21 protein-coding genes and 2 pseudogenes are annotated in these 24692 nt (G+C 67.5%); 19 read left to right on the top strand and 4 right to left on the bottom strand.

The features are described 5' to 3' along the window. Positions 1-48 precede the first annotated feature (48 nt). Positions 49-1113 carry a uroporphyrinogen-III C-methyltransferase gene (cobA, locus tag BN3906_RS00495; RefSeq protein WP_066582924.1) on the top strand — a complete coding sequence of 355 codons (1065 nt, stop codon included), beginning with the start codon at positions 49-51 and terminating at the stop codon, positions 1111-1113. Between the two features lie 29 nt (positions 1114-1142). On the opposite strand, the gene BN3906_RS15380 is transcribed toward cobA, so the two are convergent. Beyond that, positions 1143-2213 carry a YaaA family protein gene (locus BN3906_RS15380; RefSeq protein ID WP_066582922.1) on the bottom strand — a complete coding sequence of 357 codons (1071 nt, stop codon included), beginning with the start codon at positions 2211-2213 and terminating at the stop codon, positions 1143-1145. 50 nt (positions 2214-2263) lie between these two features. On the opposite strand from BN3906_RS15380, the gene BN3906_RS00485 reads away from it, so the two are divergent. Continuing rightward, positions 2264-4021: a proline--tRNA ligase gene (locus tag BN3906_RS00485; RefSeq protein ID WP_066582920.1), complete on the top strand. Its 1758-nt coding sequence runs from the start codon at positions 2264-2266 to the stop codon at positions 4019-4021. A 41-nt stretch (positions 4022-4062) separates the two neighbouring features. Here the strand turns inward: BN3906_RS00485 and BN3906_RS00480 are convergent, their stop codons facing one another. Next, positions 4063-4968, bottom strand: coding sequence for a hypothetical protein (locus BN3906_RS00480; RefSeq protein ID WP_066582918.1), 906 nt, complete (start codon positions 4966-4968; stop codon positions 4063-4065). A gap of 42 nt (positions 4969-5010) precedes the next feature. Between BN3906_RS00480 and rimP the strand changes: the two genes are divergently transcribed. The 8 genes and pseudogenes from rimP (at position 5011) to BN3906_RS00440 (ending at position 13201) form a co-directional block, all read left to right on the top strand. Then, the gene (gene rimP, locus BN3906_RS00475; protein ID WP_066582917.1) at positions 5011-5562 is read left to right on the top strand and encodes a ribosome maturation factor RimP; all 552 of its coding nucleotides are present in this window, start codon (positions 5011-5013) and stop codon (positions 5560-5562) included. Further along, entirely contained in the window at positions 5559-6647 is a 1089-nt protein-coding gene (nusA, locus tag BN3906_RS00470) for a transcription termination factor NusA (RefSeq protein ID WP_078056994.1), read from the top strand. The genes rimP and nusA overlap by 4 nt, the downstream gene beginning before the upstream one ends. A 128-nt stretch (positions 6648-6775) precedes the next feature. Continuing rightward, positions 6776-7102 (top strand): YlxR family protein, encoded by a 327-nt coding sequence (locus BN3906_RS00465; RefSeq protein WP_066582915.1) that lies wholly within the window; start codon positions 6776-6778, stop codon positions 7100-7102. 132 nt (positions 7103-7234) lie between these two features. Further along, positions 7235-9503, top strand: a pseudogene (gene infB / locus BN3906_RS00460) (translation initiation factor IF-2). A 176-nt stretch (positions 9504-9679) separates the two neighbouring features. Continuing rightward, complete coding sequence (gene rbfA, locus BN3906_RS00455) at positions 9680-10132, top strand: 30S ribosome-binding factor RbfA (protein WP_066582910.1); 453 nt, start codon at positions 9680-9682, stop codon at positions 10130-10132. Positions 10133-10187: 55 nt separating this feature from the next. Continuing rightward, positions 10188-11489: an MATE family efflux transporter gene (locus BN3906_RS00450; protein ID WP_066582907.1), complete on the top strand. Its 1302-nt coding sequence runs from the start codon at positions 10188-10190 to the stop codon at positions 11487-11489. A gap of 135 nt (positions 11490-11624) precedes the next feature. Then, positions 11625-12422, top strand: a complete 798-nt coding sequence (locus tag BN3906_RS00445) for a metallophosphoesterase family protein (RefSeq protein WP_261796788.1) — start codon at positions 11625-11627, stop codon at positions 12420-12422. Further along, a complete protein-coding gene (locus BN3906_RS00440) occupies positions 12419-13201 on the top strand; it encodes a 4'-phosphopantetheinyl transferase family protein (protein ID WP_066582903.1) in 783 nt (260 codons plus the stop codon). The genes BN3906_RS00445 and BN3906_RS00440 overlap by 4 nt, the downstream gene beginning before the upstream one ends. 39 nt (positions 13202-13240) lie before the next feature. Here BN3906_RS00440 and BN3906_RS00435 read toward each other — a convergent pair whose 3' ends face one another. Next, positions 13241-14020 carry an L-threonylcarbamoyladenylate synthase gene (locus BN3906_RS00435; RefSeq protein ID WP_066582902.1) on the bottom strand — a complete coding sequence of 260 codons (780 nt, stop codon included), beginning with the start codon at positions 14018-14020 and terminating at the stop codon, positions 13241-13243. A gap of 277 nt (positions 14021-14297) precedes the next feature. Here BN3906_RS00435 and BN3906_RS00430 point away from each other — a divergent pair, with 277 nt between their 5' ends. Both BN3906_RS00430 and BN3906_RS00425 read left to right on the top strand, forming a co-directional pair. Further along, a complete protein-coding gene (locus BN3906_RS00430) occupies positions 14298-15686 on the top strand; it encodes an MmgE/PrpD family protein (protein WP_066582901.1) in 1389 nt (462 codons plus the stop codon). A gap of 56 nt (positions 15687-15742) precedes the next feature. Continuing rightward, positions 15743-16588 (top strand): phosphosulfolactate synthase, encoded by an 846-nt coding sequence (locus tag BN3906_RS00425; protein ID WP_066582899.1) that lies wholly within the window; start codon positions 15743-15745, stop codon positions 16586-16588. Between the two features lie 54 nt (positions 16589-16642). Here BN3906_RS00425 and truB read toward each other — a convergent pair whose 3' ends face one another. Beyond that, positions 16643-17707, bottom strand: coding sequence for a tRNA pseudouridine(55) synthase TruB (gene truB, locus BN3906_RS00420; protein ID WP_066582897.1), 1065 nt, complete (start codon positions 17705-17707; stop codon positions 16643-16645). Positions 17708-17753: 46 nt separating this feature from the next. Here truB and BN3906_RS00415 point away from each other — a divergent pair, with 46 nt between their 5' ends. The 7 genes and pseudogenes from BN3906_RS00415 to BN3906_RS14875 all read left to right on the top strand — a co-directional run. Continuing rightward, positions 17754-18773: a bifunctional riboflavin kinase/FAD synthetase gene (locus tag BN3906_RS00415; RefSeq protein ID WP_066585657.1), complete on the top strand. Its 1020-nt coding sequence runs from the start codon at positions 17754-17756 to the stop codon at positions 18771-18773. Between the two features lie 95 nt (positions 18774-18868). After that, positions 18869-19138, top strand: coding sequence for a 30S ribosomal protein S15 (gene rpsO / locus BN3906_RS00410; protein WP_066582894.1), 270 nt, complete (start codon positions 18869-18871; stop codon positions 19136-19138). A 205-nt stretch (positions 19139-19343) separates the two neighbouring features. Continuing rightward, complete coding sequence (locus tag BN3906_RS00405) at positions 19344-21626, top strand: polyribonucleotide nucleotidyltransferase (RefSeq protein WP_066585655.1); 2283 nt, start codon at positions 19344-19346, stop codon at positions 21624-21626. A gap of 42 nt (positions 21627-21668) precedes the next feature. Then, positions 21669-22466 carry a 4-hydroxy-tetrahydrodipicolinate reductase gene (gene dapB, locus BN3906_RS00400; protein ID WP_066582892.1) on the top strand — a complete coding sequence of 266 codons (798 nt, stop codon included), beginning with the start codon at positions 21669-21671 and terminating at the stop codon, positions 22464-22466. Between the two features lie 10 nt (positions 22467-22476). Then, on the top strand, positions 22477-23238 hold the full coding sequence (gene thyX, locus BN3906_RS00395) for an FAD-dependent thymidylate synthase (protein WP_066582890.1): 762 nt from the start codon (positions 22477-22479) through the stop codon (positions 23236-23238). A 170-nt stretch (positions 23239-23408) separates the two neighbouring features. After that, a complete protein-coding gene (dapA, locus tag BN3906_RS00390) occupies positions 23409-24311 on the top strand; it encodes a 4-hydroxy-tetrahydrodipicolinate synthase (RefSeq protein WP_066582889.1) in 903 nt (300 codons plus the stop codon). Between the two features lie 8 nt (positions 24312-24319). Then, positions 24320-24692 (top strand): annotated as a pseudogene (locus tag BN3906_RS14875) (hypothetical protein); the annotation flags it as partial.

Raw genomic sequence — 24692 nt, 5'->3', positions numbered from 1 at the left:
CGTCCCTGGGCAGGCCGGGCGGGGGCTGCGGCACTACACTCTGTGTCCATGAGTCTTGTACTTGCCGGGGTGACGGTGCTGCTGGTGGACGGGCCGGAGACGGCCCTTGCCGCCGATCTGCTGCGTGAACAGGGGGCGGTACCCGTGAACTGGGGTGGTCACGGGACGGACGGCCCGGAAGGAATCGGCCTGGTGCGCATCCCCGCAGGAGCCGCGGCGGACCGTGCCGCGGAAGCGCTGGAGTGGGCCCGACGTCACGGCGTCCCCGTGGACGACCGCCGGGGTGTGAAGGACCACGGGGCCCACGGGGCCCACGCAGCCCCCGAGACGCCCGGGGCCCACGGTGAAGACGCCGGGGCGGAGGAACCTGCCGGGACCACGGGCGAGGTCATCCTCGTCGGCGGAGGGCCGGGGGACCCGGGCCTCATCACCGTCGCCGGGGCACGTGCCCTGGAATCGGCCGACGTCATCCTCGCCGACCATCTCGGCCCGGTGAGCCTGGCCGAGGAGGCTGCCCGACGTGGTGCCGAGCTCATCGACGTGGCGAAGATCCCGTACTCACGCCAGGTCAGCCAGGACCGTATCAACGAGCTGATGGTGGACAACGCCCGGAAGGGGCGGACCGTCGTCCGTCTCAAAGGCGGTGACCCGTTCATCTTCGGCCGCGGTTTCGAGGAGATCGAGGCCTGTACGGCGGCCGGGATACCGGTGCGGGTGATCCCCGGGGTGACCTCGATGACCGCAGCACCGGCGGCCGCGGGACTGTCCCTGACACACCGGGGACTCAACCACGATCTCACCCTGGTCTCCGGGCACGTGCCCCCGGACTCCCCGAAGTCACTGGTCAACTGGGACGCGTGCGCGAAAATGACGGGAACCCTGGTGCTGATCATGGCGGTGAAGAACGCCGGGGCGATTGCCGCGACCCTGATCGACAGGGGGAGGGACGCCGCGACCCCGGCGGTGGTGGTGGAGAACGCGTCGACCCCGTCCCAGCGGGTCACCACCGCGACACTCGGGACTCTGGGGGAGACCGTCCGCAGCACAGGCGTCCGGTCGCCGGCGGTGATCGTCATCGGGGACGCCGCGGGCCGGACAGCTCACCTCTGCTAGCCGGGGTCCGTTGCCCCGGCCGGTGCAGTTCACACGACCAGGGTGAGCTCGTTGCGGGAGGAGGCCGGCGAATCCGGCGTACCGGTCTCCACCCGGAGGCCCGCCCCGGCGACTATCCGGGCGACATCGTGCGCTGTGCGTGCGCTCTCGGCGTCCGTCCCCGCTGTGGCGAGGACACGGGCCAGCATCCCCTTGTAGTGCTTGTTGAAGTGGCTGACGACCTTCCTGCCTCCGTCCGGCCGCACCGACTCGACCCGGACGGTGACCGCTCCCGGCACTTTTCCCAGTGCCCGGTAGCCGCCGGACCTGAGGTCCACGACGACACCCTGCCCCCGGCCGTCCGGCGTGGCCTCCACCGCAGCGGTGATCAGCCCGCCCCAGCGTTTCCGCAGCGTCGGCGCCGAGGCCCCGGGGGCGNTCTCGGCGTCCGTCCCCGCTGTGGCGAGGACACGGGCCAGCATCCCCTTGTAGTGCTTGTTGAAGTGGCTGACGACCTTCCTGCCTCCGTCCGGCCGCACCGACTCGACCCGGACGGTGACCGCTCCCGGCACTTTTCCCAGTGCCCGGTAGCCGCCGGACCTGAGGTCCACGACGACACCCTGCCCCCGGCCGTCCGGCGTGGCCTCCACCGCAGCGGTGATCAGCCCGCCCCAGCGTTTCCGCAGCGTCGGCGCCGAGGCCCCGGGGGCGGCTCCGCGCACGGGAACTTTCACCGCGGAGGAGAGCCGGTACCGGGGGATCATGTCGCCGGCCCTGAGGATTCCGAAAAGTGCCGAGCCCACGGCCAGTCGGGACCACGCGTCCGGGTCTTCCCGGGTCAGGGACGGGGCGTCGAGCGCGTCGTAGAGTACCCCGGTGTAGCGCAGTAGGGCGGGCATGGTGGGGGAACGGCGCAGTTCACGGTCCGCCTCCACCTCGGTGCGGAGGCTCTCCCGCACGCCGAGCACCTGCATGGCGGTGTCCACGTCCAGGGCGCCGAGATCGTCGATGAGGGCCTCCCTGACCGGGGTGAGTCCGGGGAAGGACAGTGCGGCCGTGTCCAGTGGCCCACCGGTGCCACCGGCGGCCTTCGTCTCTGACGGAGGCAGGAGAATCAGCATGGGGGACACCCTATCGGGCGGGCCGGAGGCGATGAACTAGAGTACCGGTCATGATCACCCGGATGTCCACCTTCTTCCTGCGCACGCTGCGCGAAGATCCCGCTGATGCGGAAGTTCCCAGCCACAAGCTTCTCGTCCGAGCCGGCTACATCCGGCGCGTCGCCCCCGGTGTCTACTCCTGGCTTCCGCTGGGTCTGCGCGTCCTGCACCGGATCGAGGCGATCGTCCGCCGTGAGATGGACGCCATCGGCGCCCAGGAGATCCGGCTGCCCGCCCTGCTGCCCCGCGAGTACTACGAGAAGACCGGCCGGTGGACGGAGTACGGGGATTCCCTCCTGAGGCTCAAGGACCGCAAGGGGGCGGACTACCTCCTCGGCCCGACGCACGAGGAAATGTTCACCGACCTGGTCAAGGGTGAGTACTCCTCCTACCGTGACTTCCCGGTCATCCTGTACCAGATCCAGACGAAATACCGTGACGAGGAACGTCCCCGCGCCGGCATCCTGCGGGGACGCGAGTTCATCATGAAGGACTCCTACTCCTTCACCATGGACGACGAGGGCCTTGAGGAGGCGTACCAGCTGCACCGCCGGGCTTACCGGAGGATCTTCGATTCCCTCGGTGTGGAGTACGCGATCTGCGCCGCCACATCAGGAGCGATGGGTGGGTCGGCCTCCGAGGAGTTCCTGGCGGTCTCCCCCTCCGGGGAGGACACCTTCGTGCGTGCCACTGACGGCGACTACGCGGCAAACGTGGAGGCTGTCGTCACCCCGGCACCGGCGGAGCGCCCGGTGGACGGACTTCCCGCGGCGAAGGTCTACGAGACCCCGGACGCCACGACCATGGACGCTCTGCTGGAGTGGGCACGTTCGGAGAACCTCACCGTCGACGGTCGTCCCGTGGAGCTGTCCGACACGCTCAAGTGTCTGGTCGTGAAGATCACCCCTCCCGGGGGAGAACCGGAGCTCACCGGAATTCTGCTGCCGGGTGACCGGGAGGCGGACATGAAGCGCCTGGAGGCCTCGGTGGAGCCCGCGACCGTGGAGCTGGCGGGGGAGAAGGATTTCGCCGACAATCCGTTCCTCGTCAAGGGGTACGTGGGGCCGAAGGGTCTGGCGGACAACGGCGTCCGCGTCCTCGCCGACCCACGCGTCGTCACCGGAACCTCGTGGATCACCGGCGCGGACCGGAAGAACCGGCACGTCGCCAACATGGTCGCCGGACGGGACTTCACCGTCGACGGGTACATCGAGGCCGCGGAGATCAGGGAGGGCGACCCTGCCCCTGAAGGTATGGGGACGCTGACGCTGGAGCGCGGCATCGAGATCGGGCACATCTTCCAGCTGGGCCGGAAGTACACCGAAGCTTTCGACGTTCAGATCCTCGACGAGGACGGCCGGCGTTCCGTCCCGACGATGGGGTCCTACGGCCTGGGGGTGTCCCGTCTCGTCGCCGTCCTCGCCGAGCAGATGCACGACGAGAAGGGTCTGCGCTGGCCGGCCGGTGTCGCACCTTTCGACGTCCATGTCGTCATCGCCAACAAGGACGCCGCGGCCGGGGAGGCCGCGCAGGAGCTCGCTGAGGGGCTGGACGCCGCGGGACTGGAGGTCCTCTTCGACGAGCGTCCCAAGGTCAGCCCCGGTGTGAAGTTCAAGGACGCCGAGCTGCTCGGCATTCCCCTCGTGGTCATTGTCGGCCGCGGGTTCGCCGAGGGGAAGGTCGAACTGCGCAACCGTCTGACCGGTGAGACCACGGACATCGCCTACGACGGAGCCGTCGGGACGATCAGCGGCATGGTCTCCAGGTAGGGCCTGGAGCCTGGGGACGGGGCGGGGGCCGGTCGATCCGGCTACTCACCCCGTACCGGTACCGACAGGGGATCGGTGCCTGTCCTGTCCTCCAGGGCCGCCTCACACCGGGCGGCCACGGCGCACCATGACGCCACCGTCACCCGGTCCTCACCGTCGGCCCGGGATGCGGCCCGGCGCAGGTCCACGGTGACCGCGTGGACGGCCTCCAGCAGGACGGACACGGCGCCCTGGCTGTCGGCGGTGCCTTTGCCGGCAGCGGATCCGTCGGGGAAGGTGTACCCGGCTGCGGCGGCGACCCCTGTCGCATCCACGGCGGCGTCGCGGATGAGACGGAGGCGGTCGGCGACCGTGGTCACCGTGGAGGTTGACGTTCCTGCGGTGGGGAGCACCCTCCCGGTCAGCCACACCGCCTCGTGGATCCGTGAGGTCGCCTCACCGAGCTCCCCCGGGATGTCTCCGGTCAGCTCCCGGTCCACCACCGCGGTGTCGATCGCGGGGGCACCGGCAGTGGCGTCGTCGACTGTCGCGAGGGCGGCGTACACCCCGGTCAGCAGTGACGCCTGTCCACTGTCGGCGGCGTCCGGGAGGATCCCGGTCACTGTCGTGCGGACGTCGCGGACCAGCGGGGTGGTGGCCGAGGGGCCGACGGTGTCGACCGAGGTGGTGCAGGCGGCATCCGGTTCGGTCCCGCACTGCCGGATGATCTCGGCGGAGATCCGTTTCGCCTGACCGGCGAACATTCCGGCGCCGCCGTCAACTCCGTCCCGGTCGAGTGCGCGCAGCTGGCCGAGCAGGTCTGTCAGCCGGGCGTCCGGTTCCGGAGGAGTGGGGGAGCAGGCGGCCAGGGAGGTCAGGGCAGGAAGTGAGGCGACTCCGAGACCCGCGAGCAGGGAACGGGTGAGGAAACGGCGTCGGGAGAGTCGGCGGGTCGGGGTCTCGTGCACGCTCCCATAGTGCCATCCGGTGCCGGTGCTACTGTTCTGGGCATGGCTTTTCCCTCTGAACAGGAGCTCCGCGCTGCCGCGGAGCCGTTGGCGGCGGCACTCGGATTCGACGTGGAGGCGGTGTCCGTCACCAGGGCAGGTGCGAAGTCCGCGGTGAAGATCGCGGTGGACGGTGACGTCCGCCCCTCACTTGACCAGCTGGAGGAGCTCAGCCAGGCGGTGTCCGGACAGTTCGATGCCCTGGAGGAGGCGGGTCGGCTGAATTTCGGTCCCGGCTACACCCTGGAACTGTCCACCCCCGGGCTGGACACACCGCTGACCGCGGAGCGTCACTTCCGGCGCAATGTGGGCCGGCTCGTACTCGTCAGGGGGGAGAAGCTGCGCGTCGCGGCGGTGGACGGGGACACCGTCTGGTTCATCCGCCCGGCGGCGAAGAAGAAGGGCTCTCCGGGTGTGGTGCCACGGCAACTGGCGGAGTCGGCAGGTGCCCTGGTAGAAGTTGAGTTTTCCGAAGCTCCCGCCGCCGAGTCGGCTCTGGTGGGACTGGACCCCGAGAAGTACCGTGCGCTGACCGCGCAGGAGGACGACAAGTGAAAATTGACCTGAGTGCCCTGAAAGCCCTGGAGGACATCGAGCATGTCCCGGAGCATGCCCTGATCAGGGCCATCTCCTTTGCCCTGCTGGACTCCTACCGGGAGCTGACCAAGGTGGAGGGACGGGCCAGGGTGGAGATCGACCCTGTCGACGGCAGCGTTCGGGTGCTGCGGACCGAAACCGACGAGGACGGTAACGTCACCGGAGAATTCGACGACACGCCCGAGGACTTCGGCAGGGACGCCGCACGTACCGTCAGGGACGCGATCCGTGGCCAGGTCGTCGCCGCCCGTGCAGAGACCAGCTACGACCGGTACTCCACTCTCGAGGGATCCGTGGTCTCCGGCATCGTGAACAGGGACGCCCGGGCAAATGAACGGGGCATCACCGTCGTCCGCCTCGGCACCGAAGCAGAGGGCCATGACGGTCTCATTCTCCCGGCGGAGCACATCCCGGGGGAGAAGCTGGAGCACGGTGACCGGGTGAAATGCTATGTCACGGCGGTGCACCGGGGGCCGCGGGGTATCCAGATCCTGCTGTCCCGTACACACCCTGAACTGGTCCGTGGACTGTTCGCACTGGAGGTCCCGGAGGTCGCTGACGAAGCTGTCGAGATCTCCGGGATCGCCCGGGAGGCGGGCCACAGGTCCAAGGTTTCCGTCCGTTCGACGGTCAACGGCCTCAACGCCAAGGGTGCGTGCATCGGCCCCCGCGGTCAGCGGGTCTCGGCGATCATGGAGGAGCTCGGCGGCGAGAAGATCGACATCGTCGACTTCTCCGAGAATCCGGCGACCTACGTGGGAAACGCCCTGGCACCCGCCAAGGTTGTCCGGGTGGACGTGACCGACCATGACATGCAGGTCGCTCGCGCGATCGTCCCCGACCACCAGTTGTCGCTGGCGATCGGTCGTGAGGGGCAGAACGCCCGCCTTGCTGCGCGGCTCACCGGATGGAAGATCGACATCCGCCCCGAGTCCGATCCGGCGGATGACGACCGCGGAGACCGTGACGACAGTGCCGGTGACGATAGTGCCGGCACCGCCGGCACCGCCGGTGGCGGCCCGGCGGAGCGCGCGAAACTCTGAGAACCCGGCGGGAACGCGGCCGTCGTCGCCGGCAGCTGCGGCGCACCGGACCTCCCGGTTGGCCGTGGGGGCCGGTCAGGCGTTAGACTGTCATACGGTCTTAGAACTGAGGGAACCGGAGGAGCAGCTTGTCGGAAGGCACCTGTACCTCCGTCCCGTCCCAGGGTCCTGTCAGGACCTGTATCGCTTCACGTCGTACGCTGCCGGTCCAACGGCTGCTACGGTGTGTCGCGGTCCGGGACGGGGACGGGGCGGACGCCACTGTCCGCGTCGTCCCTGATCCCCGGCGCAGACTTCCCGGCCGTGGTGCATGGATCACCCCGACCGTGGAGGCCTACGAGACCGCGGTACAACGTCGGGCATTCGCCCGGGCGTTGCATGTGCCCGCTGATGCGGATACGCAGCTGGTCCTCGAACACATCGGGGCCGCGAAAGAAAAGGAAACCGATTACTGATGAGCGCACGATGAAGCAGCATCAGCGATGAGTGTCCACACGACCAGGAGTCGTACGTAGTCAGACACACGCCGACGGGGACTGTCCCCGGTGTGTCCCGGCCTGCGGCTCCGACCATCACGAAGGAGAGCAGTGCCCGGAAAGCTACGCGTCCACGAGCTGGCGAAACAGCTCGGCGTAACCAGCAAGGAACTTCTCGCCACGCTTAAGGAGCAGGGCGAGTTCGTCAAGTCCGCGTCATCGACCGTTGAACCGCCGGTCGTCAAGAAGATGCGGAACCACTACGGTGCCGGTCAGCCGGCGAAGGACACCGATGCGGCGTCCACCACCCGGGGCCCGGTCCGGCCGTGGCCGTGGCGGGCACGGTGGCCCCGGCGGTTCCGGCCCCTCCACCGGAGGCGGACCCCGCGGTGGACGTGGTGGACGCCGTGGAGGTACCGCAGGTGCGTTCGGGCGTCCGGGCGGCGCCCCCCGCAGGGGAAGGAAGTCGAAGCGGCAGAAGCGCAACGAGTACGAGGCGATGCAGGCACCGTCCGTGGTCGGTGGCGTCAAGCTGCCGAACGGCAAGGGCGCGAAGATCCGCCTGCGTCGTGGCGCTTCCCTGGCCGACTTCGCCGAGAAGATCAACGCTGATCCGGCGGCACTGGTTCAGGCGCTGTTCAACCTCGGTGAAATGGTCACTGCGACGGCCTCCGTGCCGGACGACACCCTGAAGCTGCTCGGCGACGAGATGGACTACAAGGTCGAGGTCGTGTCCCCCGAGGACGAGGACCGCGAGCTCCTGGAGTCCTTCGACCTGACCTTCGGTGAGGACGCCGGAACCGAGGAAGACCTGGTCCGCCGTCCCCCGGTGGTGACCGTGATGGGCCACGTCGACCACGGTAAGACCCGGCTGCTGGACACGATCCGCAAGACCAACGTCGGTTCCGGCGAGGCCGGCGGCATCACCCAGCACATCGGCGCCTACCAGGTCACCCTCGAGGTTGACGGGGTCGATCGTAAGATCACGCTCCTGGACACCCCCGGTCACGAGGCGTTCACCGCCATGCGTGCCCGTGGTGCGAAGGCCACCGACATCGCCATCCTCGTGGTGGCGGCGGACGACGGCGTCATGCCGCAGACCGTGGAGGCCGTCAACCACGCCAAGGCGGCCGGTGTGCCGATCGTCGTGGCGGTCAACAAGATCGACAAGGAGGGGGCAGACCCGGAGAAGATCCGCGGCCAGCTCACCGAGTACGGTCTGACCCCACGGGAGTGGGGCGGGGACACCGAGTTCGTCGACATCTCCGCCAAACAGGGCACCAACGTCGGGGCGCTGCTGGAGCAGGTGCTGCTCACCGCAGACATCGAGCTCGGTGACGAGCTGATGGTGAACCCGAACATGCCTGCCCAGGGTGTCGCCATCGAGGCCCACCTCGACCGTGGCCGTGGTCCGGTCGCCAGCGTCATCATCCAGCGCGGTACCCTCCACGTCGGTGACTCGATCGTCGTCGGGGACGCCCACGGGCGTGTCCGTCGCATGGTGGACGAGAACGGCGCTGACGTCAATGACGCCGAGCCCTCACGTCCCGTCCAGGTCCTCGGACTCACGAGTGTCTCCGGCGCCGGCGACAACCTCCTCGTCGTCGACGACGACCGTACGGCCCGGCAGATCGCCGACCAGCGCAACGCACGTCGCCGTAACGCCATGCAGGCCCGGTCGCGTAAGCGCATCAGTCTCGCCGACCTCGACGAGGTGCTCAAGGAGACCAGTACCCTCAACCTCATCCTCAAGGGTGACAACGCCGGTACCGTCGAGGCGCTGGAGGATTCGCTCCTGCAGATCGACGTCGACGACGAGGTTCAGCTCAACATCGTCGACCGTGGTGTCGGTGCGGTGACGAAGACGAACGTGGACCTGGCGGTAGCCGCGGACGCGATCATCATCGGGTTCAATGTCCGTGCCGAAGGCAAGGCCACCGAGGTCGCCAACGCCGAGGGCGTCGAGATCCGCTACTACTCCGTGATCTACGACGCCATCGACGAGGTGGAGGCAGCCCTGAAGGGCATGCTGAAGCCGGTCTTCGAGGAGCGGGAGATCGGTACCGCCGAGATCCGTCAGCTGTTCAAGGCGTCCTCCGTCGGTCTCATCGCCGGCTGCATGGTCCAGACCGGGAAGGTCCGGCGCAATGCGCAGGTGCGCCTGGTCCGTGACGGAAGGGTCGTGGCGGAAAAGGCCACCATCGACTCACTCCGCAGGGAGAAGGACGACGTCACCGAAGTCAGCCACGGCTACGAGTGCGGTATGGTGCTGTCCTACCCCGACATCCAGGTCGGTGACATCGTCCAGGCGTACGAGCTGGTCGAGGTCCCCCGCGACCAGGCGAAGAAGGACGACAAGGACAAGAAGGACCGGAAGTAGCCGTCCACTGTCCTGACTGAGGCCCCGCGGCGGAGGAACCCCTCCACAGGCCGCGGGGTCTTCTGCCGCCACGGACGGATGCCCGGCGCCTACCGCTTCACACCCCCAACTTGAAACCCCCAGCTCCACACCCCCGTTGTCACCCACAGCGTTCCGAGACAGATAAGGTTCCACCCATGGCAGACCACGCACGCGCCGCCCGAATGGCCAAGCGCATCATGACCATCGTCGCCACCGCGATCGAGCGGGAGGTCAAGGACCGGAGACTGGAGTACGTCACGGTCACCGACTGCAGGGTCACCGGAGACCTGCACGACGCCACGATCTTCTACACGGTCCGGGGTCGTACCATCGACGAGGAGCCGGACACCGCAGCCGCGGAGGAAGCCCTCAACCGGGCCCGGGGTCAGCTGCGCAAGATTGTCGGCGACCAGCTGTCGGTGCGGTTCACCCCCACCCTGAGTTTCTCCCTGGACACCGTGCCGGAGGCGTCCGCCCACCTCGAGGAGCTTCTCGCGAAAGCCCGGGAGATCGACGAGAGGGTCCGTTCGCAGGCGGCCGGGGCCGCTCCGGCCGGGGAGCCGGACCCCTACCGGAGGGAAGGAGAGCCCGACGGCTCCGACGACTGACTCTGCGGGGCCGGTGTCAGCGGGGCCGGTGCCGGAGGGGTCTGCCGCTCCACCCGTGCGCGCGGACGTCCGGTCGGTGCTGGGCCTGGCCCTGCCCGCCCTCGCGGTGCTCTCCGCCACGCCGTTGTACCTGCTGTGGGACACCGCGTGGGTGGGACGTCTCGGGCCCGTGGAGCTGGCGGCACTGGCCACCGGGACCACCGTGCTTTCCCAGGTGACCACCCAGCTGACGTTCCTGTCCTACGGGACGACCGGGCGGGCCGCCCGTCGTTACGGGGCGGGTGACCGGGCGGGGGCCGTCTACGAGGGAATCCAGGCGACCTGGGTGGCCGTCGCCGTCGGTACCGTCCTCGCCGTGACCGTGCATTTCGCCGCCGGACCGGTGACCGCCTGGCTGGCGGGGGACAGTCAGGTGGCGGTGCCTGCCGCGCGGTGGCTGGAGGTGGCGTCCCTGGTGGTGGCCCCCGCGCTGACGGTGATGGCGGGTAACGGGTGGCTGAGGGGGATGTCGGACACGCGGCGTCCCCTGTGGTTCACTCTGGCTGGCGTGGTGCCCACCGCATTCCTCGTGCCCTGGGCGGTGTCCCGCCACGGTGTCGTCGGTTCCGCCTGGGCGACGGTCGTGGGGGAGTCGGTGACCGCCTGCCTGTTCCTGGCCTGTCTGGTGGTGACCTGGCGGCGTACCGGTGACGGCAGGTCCGTGCGGCCCACCTGGTCGGTCATCCGCCCCCAGCTGGCCGACGGGCGTGACCTTGTCCTGCGTTCCCTGGGGTTCCAGGTCGCCTTTGTCAGTGCGGCTGTCGTCGCGGCCCGTTCGGGGGCGGCTGCGCTGGCGGCGCACCAGGTTCTGCTGCAGCTGTGGAACCTGCTGACCCTGCTGCTTGATTCGGTGGCGGTGGCGGCGCAGGCACTGGTCGGGGCAGCGCTCGGTGCGGGCTCCGTGGCTGCGTCCCGGGAGGTGGCCCGGACGGTGCTGCGGTTCTCGGTCGGTGCGGGGCTGGTGCTGGCTGTTGTGCTGGCCTGCGGGGCCGGCGTGGTACCCGGGGTTTTCACGGCTGACGCGGGGGTCAGACAGGCCATGGCGGGACCGTGGTGGATTCTTGTGGCGATGGCGGTGACCGGTGGGGTCGTCTTCGCCCTGGACGGTGTGCTGCTCGGGGCGGGGGACGTGGCTTTCCTGCGCACGGCGACGATCCTGTCGCTGGTGCTGGGTTTCATCCCCGGGGTGGCTGTGGCGGGACTGACCGGCACCGGACTGACGGGGGTGTGGGTGGGACTGTTGTTCTTCCTCGTGCTCAGGCTGGTTGCGGTGGCTCTGCGTTACCGGTCGGGGAAGTGGGCCAGGACCGGGGTGTAGGGGGGACAGAAGTCCGCCGCCTGTTACAGGAGTGACAGATGTTGTTAGACTGACTGAAGTGTCTGAGTTTTCTGAGCTATCCGGAGCCTGCTGAAGGGACGAACTGTGGCGTCTGAGCACCGCACACTGTGGGCAGTGTCCGACCTGCACGTCGCAGTCCCCGGAAACCGGGACCTTGTCGACCGGCTCGTCCATCCGGGGACTGCGGGGGACGAGCTGATCGTCGCCGGCGATGTGGCAGAAGACACCGCCACCGTCCTCGACACCCTCGGAATGCTCGCTGACCGGTTCCGCCGGGTGATCTGGGTCCCCGGCAACCATGAACTGTTCAGCCGCCCCGGAGACCGCTTCCGCGGCGAAGACAGGTACCGGGAGCTGGTCCGTGGCTGCCGCGAACTGGGCGTCGTCACCCCGGAGGACGCCTACCCGCAGTTCGGGGGGCATACAGTGGTACCGATGTTCACGCTCTACGACCATTCGTGGAGGGACCCCTCCCTCACCGCGGCACAGGCGCTGGACGCCGCCGCCGAGAAGGGCGTGGTGTTCACCGACCAGGTGGCGATCTCCCCGTACGTCGACGTTCCCGCATGGTGCAGGCAACGACTGGGTTACACTGTGCGTCGGCTGTCCCGGACCACCGGGCCGACCGTACTGGTCAACCATTGGCCGCTGGTACGGGAGGTCACTGACCGTCTGGACATCCCCGAGATCGCACTGTGGTCAGGTACCCGGGACACCCAGGACTGGCCGGTGAGGTTCCGGGCGTCCACGGTGGTCTACGGACATCTCCACATTCCTGTCGTCCGGGAGATCGGAGGGGTGACCCACGTCGAGGTGTCGTTGGGCTACCCCCGCGAACAGGCGGTGTCCCTTCCCCCACGCCTCGAACGTCAACTCTGGCCCTACCCTGTTCTCACGGAGGTTCCCGAATGATCCTCTCATCTTCCCGCGTCACGGCGGTCGACCGGCACGGCAACGACCACCCCTCTCTGCTGTCACACCTGGAACTGCCCTCCGGAACATCGGTGGTGGAACTGCACACCGACGGAACACCGGACCTGGAGCGCTACGAAGCTCTGCACCCCAGGGAACGGCACCTCGTGGCCAGAGCGGTGGCGTCCCGCAGGTCCGATTTCGGGGACGCCCGGTGGTGCGCCCACGAGGCGCTGCGACGGTGGGGGACAGAGGCGTGCGACATTCCGATTCTGCGTGGGGACAGCGGAATGCCGTTGTTCCCCGACGGTGTGGTCGGCACGCTCTCGCACACCGAGGGCATCAGAGGTGCGCTGGTGGGGGACGCCGTGACGTGGCGCAGTGTCGGTCTGGACGTCGAACAGGCCGTGCCGTTGCCGGCGGGGGTCTTCAATGCGGTGACTTCGCCGTCGGAGAGGTGGGCACTGTCCCGCCTGGTCGGTGACACCGGGCGGGAACGGCTCCTGGGCACTGTGCTGTTCTCCGCCAAGGAGACGGTGTACAAGTCCTGGTTCCCGCTCGCCGGCCGCTTCCTCGACTTTGACGAGGCGGAGGTCGCCCTGGATATGAGCCGGGGCGACGTGGGGTCCGCCGGTTCCGCGGGTGGGGCGGGGCAGGGGTATGTCGGCGGATCGTGGCGCGCCCGTCTCCTCACCAGTCCGACGCCGGTGGATGAGATCCACGGGTCGTGGGTGGTCCGGGGCGGCTACGTCGCCACGGTGTGCGGCGTCCGGGCGTAGGCGGGGAGCCTGCGCGCGGAGCCCTGAACCGCGGACGGGTCAGTAGTATCCGCCCTGACGGAAGTCCCAGGAGTTGAACTGGTCGGAGAGGATCAGGACGATCTCGTCGTTGTACAGGCCCTTGCGGATCAGGGTGGGGCAGGGGGTGATGCCACGCTCACCGTTCTGTTCCGGGACCAGATTGCCCTCGTCGTCGACCATGGAGACCATGACGCCCTGGGCGTAGCGGGTCTCGACGGTCTTGTCGGGCTGGATGGAGGCGACGTAGCTGTCGCCTTCGATAACCAGGTCGGCTTCCTCGGCGATCTCCTCGCCGATGCCTTCGACGACCCCGCGGTTGCCCTTTCCGGACGGGTTGGCTGAGGACGCGAAGATCAGCCGGCGGTCCTTCTCCCACAGTTCACGGGCCAGCAGTTCGCCGGGTACGCCGAACTTGAGGACGAAGCAGGAGGTGCCGCGGACGTCGGTGGCCAGCTCTTCGGCGCCTTCCGGCATGTACTTCTCGCGGGCCCCGTCCTTCCAGGGCAGGATGCAGCCCATGAGGATGTCACGGTCGACGCAGGTCTGGTAGAACTTCCTGATCTCCGGGGTCAGCTGGGCGAGTTCCTCGAGCTGTTCGAGGGAACCGCAGAGCACCACTCCGGGCTTGTTGCGCCTGCGGTGCTTCACTGCGAACTTGCGCTCCAGGCCCTCCCTGTCGCTCGTGGCGATGATGTACCCGACCTTCGTCGGGGTGACGACGATGTGCCCGGGGGTGCTGAGCAGCTCGACAGCCTCCTGCTGGAGTCCGCCGTTCCAGGTGATCTGGTTGCTGGCCATGGGGGTTCCTCACTCATCCTTCGTTGTTGTCGGGGATGGACGCCGTCTCACAGGTCGGGAGCCGACGTCTCACTGATTGGCATTGTAGAGCATCGGCGGACACGCCGCGGAATCGGGGGCGCGGTGCTGTACGCCACTCTGTCGAATGTGCAATACATCACAAACATCTTGTTTTTCGTTCCAAATCGCGGGACCGTTCAGCCACGGCCCCTGAAAACAAAGGGGAGCCTAACCACATGACAATATCCTCACCTCACCACCCCGTAAGGAGCACCACGTGACAGAAGTGCAGGAACTGGCCAAGTTCGTCGAGAAGGCGACCCTCCGGGATCTCAGCCCTGAGGCGCTGGAACAGCTCAAGATCAGGGTCCTCGACACCCTGGGCGTCGCCGTCGGAGCACTGGACGCCGAACCCATCGTGGCGATCCGCGGACTGCTCGAGGACCTCGGCGGCACCGAACAGTCCACCCTCATCGGAGGCGGGAAGACGACACCGGAACGGGCGGCCTTCTTCAACAGCGCACTGAGCCGGTACCTCGATTTCATGGACGCCTACCTCGCCAAGGGGGAGACGAACCACCCGTCCGACAACTTCGGCGCAGTCCTCGCGTCGGCAGAGTCCGTCGACGCCGGCGGAGCCGAACTCCTCACCGCTTTCGCTGTCGCCTACCAGGTGCATTCACGTCTCTCGGACGTCGCACCGGTCAGGGCCCTCGGATTCGACCACACCACGCAGGGTGCCTTCGCCGCCGCGGCCGCTGCCGCCAAGGCCATGGGACTGCCCGCGGAGCAGATCGCCAACGCTGTGGCGATGGCGGGCACCGCCAACGTGGCACTCAGGGTCACCAGGACCGGCAACCTCTCGAACTGGAAGGGACTGGCCTACCCCCACGTCTCCAAGGAGGGCACATGGTCGGCACTGCTGGCGTCCCGGGGCATCACCGGGCCTGAAGAGGTCTTCGAGGGCAACAAGGGCTTCAAGGACCTCGCCGGTCACTATGAACTGGACTGGTCGAAGGAGAACCTCGAGCGGGTCACGCGCAGCATCATCAAGAAGTACAACGCGGAGATCCACTCACAGTCGGCACTGGACGCCGCACTCAAGCTCCGCGCCGAGCACGGCATCGACCCGTCGAAGATCGCCTCGATCGCACTCACCACCTTCGACGTCGCCTACTCCATCATCGGAGGCGGTGAGGAGGGTGACAAACAGACTGTCCGCACCAAGGAAGAGGCGGACCACTCGCTTCCCTGGATGCTCGCCGTCGCACTGCTGGACGGTGAACTCAACCCGCCGCAGTACGCGCCTGAGCGCATCGTCGCCGACGATGTCCAGTCACTGATGAAGAAGGTCACCATCACCCCTGACCAGGCGCTGTCGGACCGCTTCCCGGATGAGATGCCCGCAGTCGTGACCGTCACCCTCGACGACGGTACCTCCTACACCCGTGAAGAGTCCGCCTACGACGGCTTCTTCACCCAGCCGCTGGACTGGGAGGGCGCACGCCGTAAGTTCGACGCTCTCACCACACCGTTCACCGATTCCGCGCTGCGGGACGAGATCGCCGGCATCGTCCACGACCTGGAGAACCACCGCGTCAGCGAGCTGACCGCCGCCCTGGCGAAGGTCAGCACCACCCGCGACGCCGTGACCGCGACCGTCTGACTCCCCGGCACACCACCACACCACACCACACCACACCACCACCAGAGAGGCTCCCCATGAGCGAGAACAGCAACGCCACCGGCTTCAACGTGTCCTTCGACTTCGTCCCGCGTGCCTACCGGCCGGCCAAGCCCAGGTCCTTCGGCATGACCGAGATCCGGGCGCCGTACTACAACACCTTCGGCACACGTCACCTGCAGGATGTGTTCGACGTCGCAGGCCAGTGGGTGGACGGCATCAAGTGGGCGGGCGGTTCCTTCTCCCTTGTCCCGCCTGAGCAGGTCAGGAAGTTCAGCGACATCGCCCACGAGAACGACGCCTACGTCTCCTCGGGCGGGTGGATCGAGACCGTCCTTCGCTACGGTGACGACGCCGTCGACCACTACCTGCGCGAAGCCAAGGACGTCGGCTTCGACGTCATCGAGATCTCCACGGGCTTCATCATGCTTCCCACCAGCGGTCTCGAGCGTCTCGTCGACAAGGTCGTCAAGGCAGGGCTCAAGGCGAAACCGGAACTCGGCATCCAGATCGGATCCGGTGGAGACTCCTCCGAGGCAGAGCTCGCCGCCGAATCCGCGAAAGACATCGGTGATCTCGTCGACCGTGGAAAGCGGGCACTCGACGCCGGAGCCTCGATCATCATGATCGAGTCGGAGGGCATCACGGAAAATGTCGTGGAATGGAACACCGCAGCAGCGGCGTCCATCATCAACGGGCTCGGACTCGAGAACGTCATGTTCGAGGCCGCCGACGGCCCCGTGTTCGAGTGGTATGTCAAGAACTACGGCAACGAGTGCAATCTCTTCGTCGACCACTCCCAGATTCTGCAGCTCGAAGGGCTGAGGCAGAACGTCTGGGGCAACAAGTCCACCTGGGGCAGGGTGATCAACCCGAGGCCGTGACACGCGGCCCGGGTACCGTCCTCCCCGACAGCGGGAACAGAGTACCCGGAAAACTCAGCGCATCCCCGCAGGCCGGGCGACGAAGACACTCCGCGCCCGTCCGCCACTCTCCTCCAGAAGGGCCACAGCTCTCCCGGACGGGGTGACCGCGGCGACGACCCCGTCCTCACCGACGGGGTCGAGCCATTTGCCCAGGGCCAGGGCGTCCCCCTCCTCCTCGGAGACCGCACGCACCGGGAAGCACCGGACCATCGCCTCGTCCAGGGTGAGCGACAGGGCCGGCACCGGGGAAGAACCGGATCTCTCGGCGGCGGCCGTCTCCGCCGAACCTGTTCCGGCGGGATCGCCCGAACCTTCGAGCAGGGGGAGCGTCCGTGCCTCGGTGACGTCGAAAGGGCCGACGGACAGGCGGCGCAGAGCGGTGAGATGACCTCCGACCCCGAGCGACTCGCCCACATCCCGCGCAATCGCCCGGATGTACGTGCCCGAGGAGCAGTGCACCCGGATATCCGCCTCGACGACAGCCTCCCCGGACAGTCCGGACAGCCCGGCGTGAGTGGCGTCCTCCCCTCCGTCCGTACCCCGGCCACCTGAAGCGGAGCGGGGCAGAAGACGCACCTCGTCCACCTCGAGGGAGAACACTGTGACCGGGCGCTCCGGCAGCACCACCTCCACCCCCTCCCGGACAAGCTCATGGGCACGACGACCGTCGACCTTCACCGAACTGACCGAACTCGGCCTCTGCATGATCTCGCCGGTCTGCTCCGCGAACGCGGCACGGATCCGGTCTGCGGTCAGTGCCGCCAGTTGCGACGGATCCGCGGTGGAGAGAACCTCGCCCTCGGCGTCGTCGGTCAGCGTGGAAGCTCCGAACCGGACCGTCGCCGCATAACGCTTGTCATGGGTCACGACATGCGCCAGAAAGCGGGTGCCTCGTTCCACCCCGACCACCAGTACCCCGGTGGCGGCGGGATCGAGTGTCCCGGAATGTCCGATGCGCCGGGTACGGAAGATACGTCTCATCCGGCCGACGACATCGTGACTGGTCATGCCGGCCGGTTTGTCGACGATGACGAGTCCGGAACGGTCCAGGACGGGGCGGGGGTCGGTTCTCGGCATGGAGCACAGTCTAGGCCGGGGCCGCAGATGTCGTAGTGTGGTGCCCGTGGATATCTGGAACGGACTGGAACAGGTGCCCGACGACCTCACGGGCTCCGTCGTCACCATCGGCGTCTTCGACGGCGTCCACCGGGGGCACCAGCAGCTCATAGCGTCGGCGGTACAGCGCGCGCGTCAACTCGGAGTGCCGGCGGTGATGGTGACCTTCGACCCCCATCCCACCGTCTTCTTCCGCCCGGACGCCGTCCCGCCTGCCCTGGCGTCGCTGGAACAGCGTTCCGTCAGTGCCGCAAAGTACGGCATCGACGCGATGCTCGTGATCAACTTCGACCGGGAGCTTGCGGGCTGGAGCCCCCGGACCTACTTCGACCGGGTGATCCGCGGGGTTCTGCACGCCAGAGCCGTGGTCATCGGGGAGAACTTCACCTTCGGACACCTGGCCGCCGGTACCGCCGAGACCATGCGTGAACTCGGTGAGGAAGCAGGGGTGGACGTGGTCGTCCACGGCCTGCTGCAGGACCCCGGCGACCCGGACAGGACGGGAGCCGCGGCACAGGAGCACGTGATCTGTTCCACCTGGATCCGGCAGAGGCTCGCCGAAGGAGATGTCGCGGCAGCCGGACACGCCCTGGGCAGGAACTTCACCGTCCGCGGCGTCGTCACCCGGGGAGCCGGGCGTGGCGGTGCCGCCCTCGGGTTCCCCACGGCGAACCTGTACTTCCCGGACACCCAGGCACTGCCGGCGGACGGGGTCTACGCCGGAGACCTCCGGATACTGCCCACGAGGAAGGACCCGGCCGGAGCTCTGGTGGGAGACATGGCCGTCGACGTCCACCTTCCCGCCGCCATCTCCGTGGGCACCAACCCGACATTCGGTGACGAGACCCGCAGTGTCGAGGCCTATGTCCTCGATCATGAGGCTGACCTTTACGGGCGGAAGGTGACGGTCAGTTTCACCGACCGTATTCGTGGCATGGAGACCTACGACAACCTGGACTCCCTCATCGCCGCCATCGACCGGGATGTCTCGGAGACCCGGCGTTTGGTTCCCCGCGAACCGGAGTGATATTCTCTTGCGGTTGCGTGACTGTGGTCTGCGGTAGTCACTGACGTTCCATCCCTTGTTCAGCGCGGACTGAAACAACTTCCAGGAGATTCACCATGGCTCTCACCAAGGAGCAGAAGGCCGAGACCCTCAAGGAGTTCGGCCTCCACGAGACCGACACCGGTTCCCCCGAGGCGCAGGTCGCCCTGCTGACGGTCCGTATCCGTCAGCTGACCGAGCACCTCAAGTTCCACCGGCACGACCACCATTCCCGTCGTGGACTGCTGCTGCTGGTCGGTCGTCGTAAGGGTCTGCTGAAGTACCTGCAGGAGAACGACGTCACCCGGTACCGGTCCCTGATCGAGCGACTCGGTCTGCGCCGCTAGTCCGTGTGCCGGGCGGTCCGACCGTCCCGGCGTCGTACGTCGTGAACCCCGCACCACCGTCACGGTGGTGCGGGGTTCTGTCGTCTCACTGGTGTACTGTCTAGTGCGGTAATTGTCCGAGATATTTCCGACGCCGACATCGATGATCGGTGCCCGTAACTGCGGGACCACGGAGAGAAGACCCGAAAGGTCACACAACACCGTCATGACGACGAAAAAGAAGAACACCCCGGCGCCCACCCATACCGCCGAACTGATCGACCCTGACTCCGGAGTGTGGGAGTCTGTCGCCACGATAGACAACGGCGACTTCGGTACCAGGACCCTGACCTTCGAGACGGGCCTGCTCGCCAGGCAGGCCGACGGCTCCGTCACCGCCTACCTTGACGACGACACCATGCTGCTGTCGACGACGACAGCGTCAAGGCACCCCCGTGAGAACCTCGACTTCTTCCCCCTGACTGTGGACGTGGAGGAGAGGATGTACGCCGCAGGGAGGATCCCCGGCAGCTTCTTCCGCAGGGAAGGACGCCCCGGTACAGAGGCCATCCTCGCCTGCCGCCTCATCGACCGTCCGCTGCGTCCGACCTTCGCCAAGGGACTGCGCAATGAGGTCCAGGTCGTTGTCACGGTCATGTCCCTGGACCCCGAGGACATGTACGACGTCGTCGCGATCAACGCGGCGTCCGCCTCCACCCAGCTCTCCGGTCTCCCGGTGTCCGGCCCTGTCGGCGGTGTGCGTATGGCACTCGTCGTCGACGAGGCTCACCCGGAGGGTCAGTGGGTGGCTTTCCCGACCCGCTCCCAGCATGAGCAGGCTGTCTTCGAACTCGTTGTCGCCGGCCGCATCTCCGAGGTGAAGAAGCCCCGCGGACGCCGTCGCCCGACCCCGGGTGACAATGTCGTCGTGATGATGGTGGAGGCGGGAGCCACCGAGAACGTCGTCGAGAGGATCGCCGAGGGAGCCCCGGCCCCGACCGAGACCGTGGTCGCCGAGGGTATCGAGGCGGCGCGGCCGTTCATCGCCGAACTGTGCGGTGCACAGGCTGCCCTGGTGGACGCCGCGGGTTCGGACCACACCCGTGAGTTCGAGCTCTTCCCCGCCTTCGGGGAGGACGTCTTCGCGTCCGTCGAATCCGAGTCCGCCGAGGCACTGCGCGGGATCATGGCGATCGCCGACAAGCAGGAGCGGGACGAGGCACTGGCGGCGAACATGGACGCCGCGGTCGAGGCTCTCTCCGGCGACTACGAGGGCCGCGAGGCCGAGATCCGCAACGCCCACAACGAGGTCAGCCGTCAGATCGTGCGTGAGCGCATCCTGACCAGCGGATTCCGTATCGACGGCCGGGACACGACCGCCATCCGGGATCTGGGCGTGATGATCGACCTGGTTCCCCGGGCACACGGTTCCGCCCTGTTCGAGAGGGGGGAGACCCAGATCCTCGGTGTCACCACCCTCGACATGCTCAAGATGGAGCAGCAGATCGACAGCCTCGGCCCGGTGGACCACAAGCGTTACATCCACCACTACAACTTCCCGCCCTACTCCACCGGCGAGACAGGACGGGTCGGTTCCCCGAAGCGACGCGAGATCGGGCACGGTGCGCTTGCAGAGCGTGCCCTGCTGCCGGTCATCCCGTCACGTGAGGTGTTCCCGTACACCATCCGGCAGGTCTCCGAGGCGCTGGGTTCCAACGGTTCAACCTCGATGGGGTCGGTGTGTGCCTCCACCCTGTCCCTCTACAACGCCGGCGTGCCTCTGAAGGCGCCTGTCGCCGGGATCGCCATGGGACTGGTCACCGGGGAGGTCGACGGTAAGGAGACCTACGTCACCCTCACCGATATTCTCGGGGCGGAGGACGCCTTCGGCGACATGGACTTCAAGGTCGCCGGAACCGCTGACTTCATCACCGCGCTCCAGCTCGACACCAAGGTCGACGGCATCCCCGCCAAGGTCCTCGCGGACGCCCTGACGCAGGCCCGCGGAGCCCGCCTGGAGATCCTCTCGACGATGGCGGAGGCCATCGACGGACCGGAGGAGATGAGCGAGTTCGCCCCCCGCATCACCACCGTGAAGATCCCCCAGAACAAGATCGGTGAGCTGATCGGCCCGAAGGGCAAGACGATCAACCAGATCACCGAGGAAACCGGGGCGAACATCTCCATCGAGGACGACGGCACGGTCTTCGTCTCCGCCGCAGACGGTAGGGCCGCGGAATCGGCCCTCGACAAGGTGAACTCCATCGCGAACCCCCAGCTCCCGAAAGTCGGTGACCGTTTCCTGGGAACTGTCGTGAAAACCACGACTTTCGGTGCCTTCATCTCACTCCTGCCGGGCCGGGACGGGCTGCTGCACATCTCCAACCTCGGCGGCGACCGCCGGGTGGAGAAGGTCGAGGACGAGACACATGTCGGTGACGCCCTCGAGGTCGAGATCGCGGACATCGACAACCGTGGCAAGATCTCGCTGGTCCTCGTCGAGGACTAGTCGGGACCCGTCACCACCACAACACGTGAGGAGCTGAAGACAATGACGAAGGTTGGTGTCCTGGGTGCCCGGGGCAGGGTCGGTGCAGCGGTGGTCGCCGCGGTGGAACGCACCGCGGGACTGGAACTCTCGGCCGCACTGGGCCACGGAGACGACCCGGAGGAACTGGTGTCCTCCGGTACCGAGGTCGTCGTCGACTTCACCGTGCCTGACGCCGTGATGGCGAACCTGGAGTTCTGCGTCTCCCACGGGATACATGCCGTGGTGGGGACGACAGGCTGGACCGAGGAGCGTTACGGGCGCCTGCGCGGATGGCTCGCGGAGAATCCGCAGGTCGGCGTCCTCGTGGCACCGAACTTCGCCGTGTCCGCGGTCCTGACGATGAAGCTCGCGGAGATCGCCGCCCCGTTCTTCGATTCCGCCGAGGTCATCGAACTGCACCACCCGAACAAGAAGGACGCCCCCTCCGGTACCGCGGTGCACACCGCCGAAGGGATCGCCCGGGCCCGACGTTCGGCGGGTCTGGGGGCACAGCCCGACGCGACCGAGCAGGAGCTCCCCGGGGCCAGGGGAGCCGATGTCGACGGCATCCCGGTCCATGCGGTGCGCATGACCGGCATGGTCGCCCATGAGCAGGTGATCTTCGGTGCGGCGGGTCAGACCCTGACGATCCGGCAGGACTCCTACGACCGTGAATCCTTCGTTCCCGGCGTCCTGCTCGGGATCGACAAGGTCGCGGGCGCCCCGGGACTGACCGTCGGCCTGGAGAAGTTCCTCGGACTCGACGGGCCGGGCTTGTCCGGTGACACGGGTGCCGGCCCCACCTCCGACGCAGAATAGGGGGAGGACCGTGAGCGCAACACCGGCCGAGTTCTCCGTCCGGCTCATCGCACACACGACGTTCACACCCCCGGAGGACGTGGACTGGCGGCCCGACCCGTCGGCGGGTGACGCCGAATCTCTCGTGGAGTTCTCGGGGCGGGCCTGCTACGAGACCTGGGACCGGCCCAACCCCCACACCGCCACCGCGGACGCCTACGTTCGCCACATCATGGACGTGGGTCACCTCAGCCTGCTCGAACACGCCTCCGCCTCCGTGTACCTGCGCGGTGTCTCCCGGTCCTGCGCCCAGGAGATCATGCGTCACAGGCATTTCTCGTTCAGCCAGCTGTCGCAGAGGTACGTCCCCTCGGGCGACTCCCGGGTCGTGGTTCCCGACAGCATCGCCGGCGACCCGGACCTGGAGGAACTGTTCCTGCGGTCCACCGGTGTTGCCAGGGACGCCTACGAGGAGCTTCTGGTGGCCCTGAAGGAGAAGTTCGCCGGTGAGTCCAACACGGTGCTGCGTGCCAAGCAGGCACGTCAGGCGGCGCGTTCGGTGCTGCCGAATGCGACGGAGACCCGGTTCGTGATGACCGGGAACCTGCGGTCCTGGCGGCACTTCATCGCGATGCGTGCCGCGGAGCACGCCGACCCGGAGATCAGGGGCGTGGCGGTGGCCTGCCTCCACCTGCTCAATGAGCTGAGTCCCGGGATCTTCTCCGACTTCACCGTCACCCGGCTGCGTGACGGTTCGGAGACGGCGACAAGCCCCTACGTCGCCGACATGTGACCTCCCCGGGGCACTGCGGTCGACCTCCCCGGGGCGCCGCGGTCGACCTCCCCGGGGCGCCGCGGTGGCGGGGTGAGGTTCGCCGGGAGTCAGACCGGTGGAAAGGTTGACGCGACCCACCGGAGCCCCGGTACACACTTCCGGGGTCCGGGACGGTAACCTGGGGGGTCATGAGCACAGGTAATGCAGCGACAGAGTGCGCTGAGTTCTTCGGTACGGTCTCTGTGGCCATGGTCACCCCTTTCACGAAAGACGGAGACCTCGACACCGACGCCGGAGTGGCCCTTGCGGGGCACCTGGTGGACAAAGGACTTGACGCCCTGGTCATCGGCGGAACGACCGGGGAATCCCCGACCGTCTCCCCCGGGGAGAAGCTCAACCTGCTCAAGGCGATCCGCGCCGAACTGGGGACCGGTGTGAAACTGGTCGCCGGTTCAGGTACGTACAGCACCGCGGAATCCGTGGCGCAGTCGAAGGCCGCCGAGGCGGCCGGTGCGGACGGCCTGCTCGTGGTCACCCCCTACTACTCCCGCCCCAGCCAGGAAGGCCTGTACCGGCACTTCACCGCTGTGGCTGACGCGGTAGATACCCCTGTCTGCCTCTACGACATCCCGTCCCGTTCGGTCGTGGCGATCGAACCGGACACGATGCGCCGACTGGCCGGGCATCCGAACATCCGGGCTGTCAAGGACGCCAAAGGTGATGTTCCGGCGGCCATGCAGTTGATGGAGGAGACGGATCTCGCGTGGTACTCCGGGGATGACCCTCTCAATGTCCCGTGGCTGGCAGTCGGCGCCACCGGTCTGATCTCAGTGATCGGCCACGCCGCTCCCGCCCAGCTGCGCGCCATGCGCGAGGCCGCGGTCTCCGGGGACATCCCCGGTGCCCGTGCCATCTCCAACCGCCTGCGCCCGCTGATGGCGGCACAGGCACGTCTGGGTGGTGTGGCATTCGCGAAGGCGGCGCTGAAGCTCCGGGGGATCGAGGTGGGCGCACCGCGCCTGCCGATCATCGAACCGACGCCGGAAGAGTACTCCCGGCTTGAAGAAGACCTGCGTTCAGCAGGCGTGTAAGGAAACATATGACTGACAACCGCTCCCGGGCACGGAAAGTGACCCGTAAGGCTGCTCCGCCGAGTGCTGAGACAGCAGCGGCTGCGGAGGCCGTGAACCGGCCTTCGACCGACCAGAACGCCCCCGCCGACTCCGCTGCGGCTGCCGCGGCACCGGCGTTCAACGACGGGGGGGCTGCCGCACGGGCGGCGTCCTCCCACGATTCCGGGGAAAACCCCGGGGAAGGCTCCGGGCGTGCTGACGTGACTGTCGACGGCGGTTCCGCCGACCTGTTTCCTATACACCTCTTGATGTGTATTAGAGTCTGCCCCTATATGGTGCAGCAAGTCGCAACGCTCCGCCCAGCCGCTCACAATCGTTACATTCACCTACACGACTTAT

Source organism: Corynebacterium provencense, assembly GCA_900049755.1.
Lineage (GTDB): Bacteria > Actinomycetota > Actinomycetes > Mycobacteriales > Mycobacteriaceae > Corynebacterium > Corynebacterium neomassiliense.
This window is presented reverse-complemented; position numbering and strand designations above follow the sequence as displayed.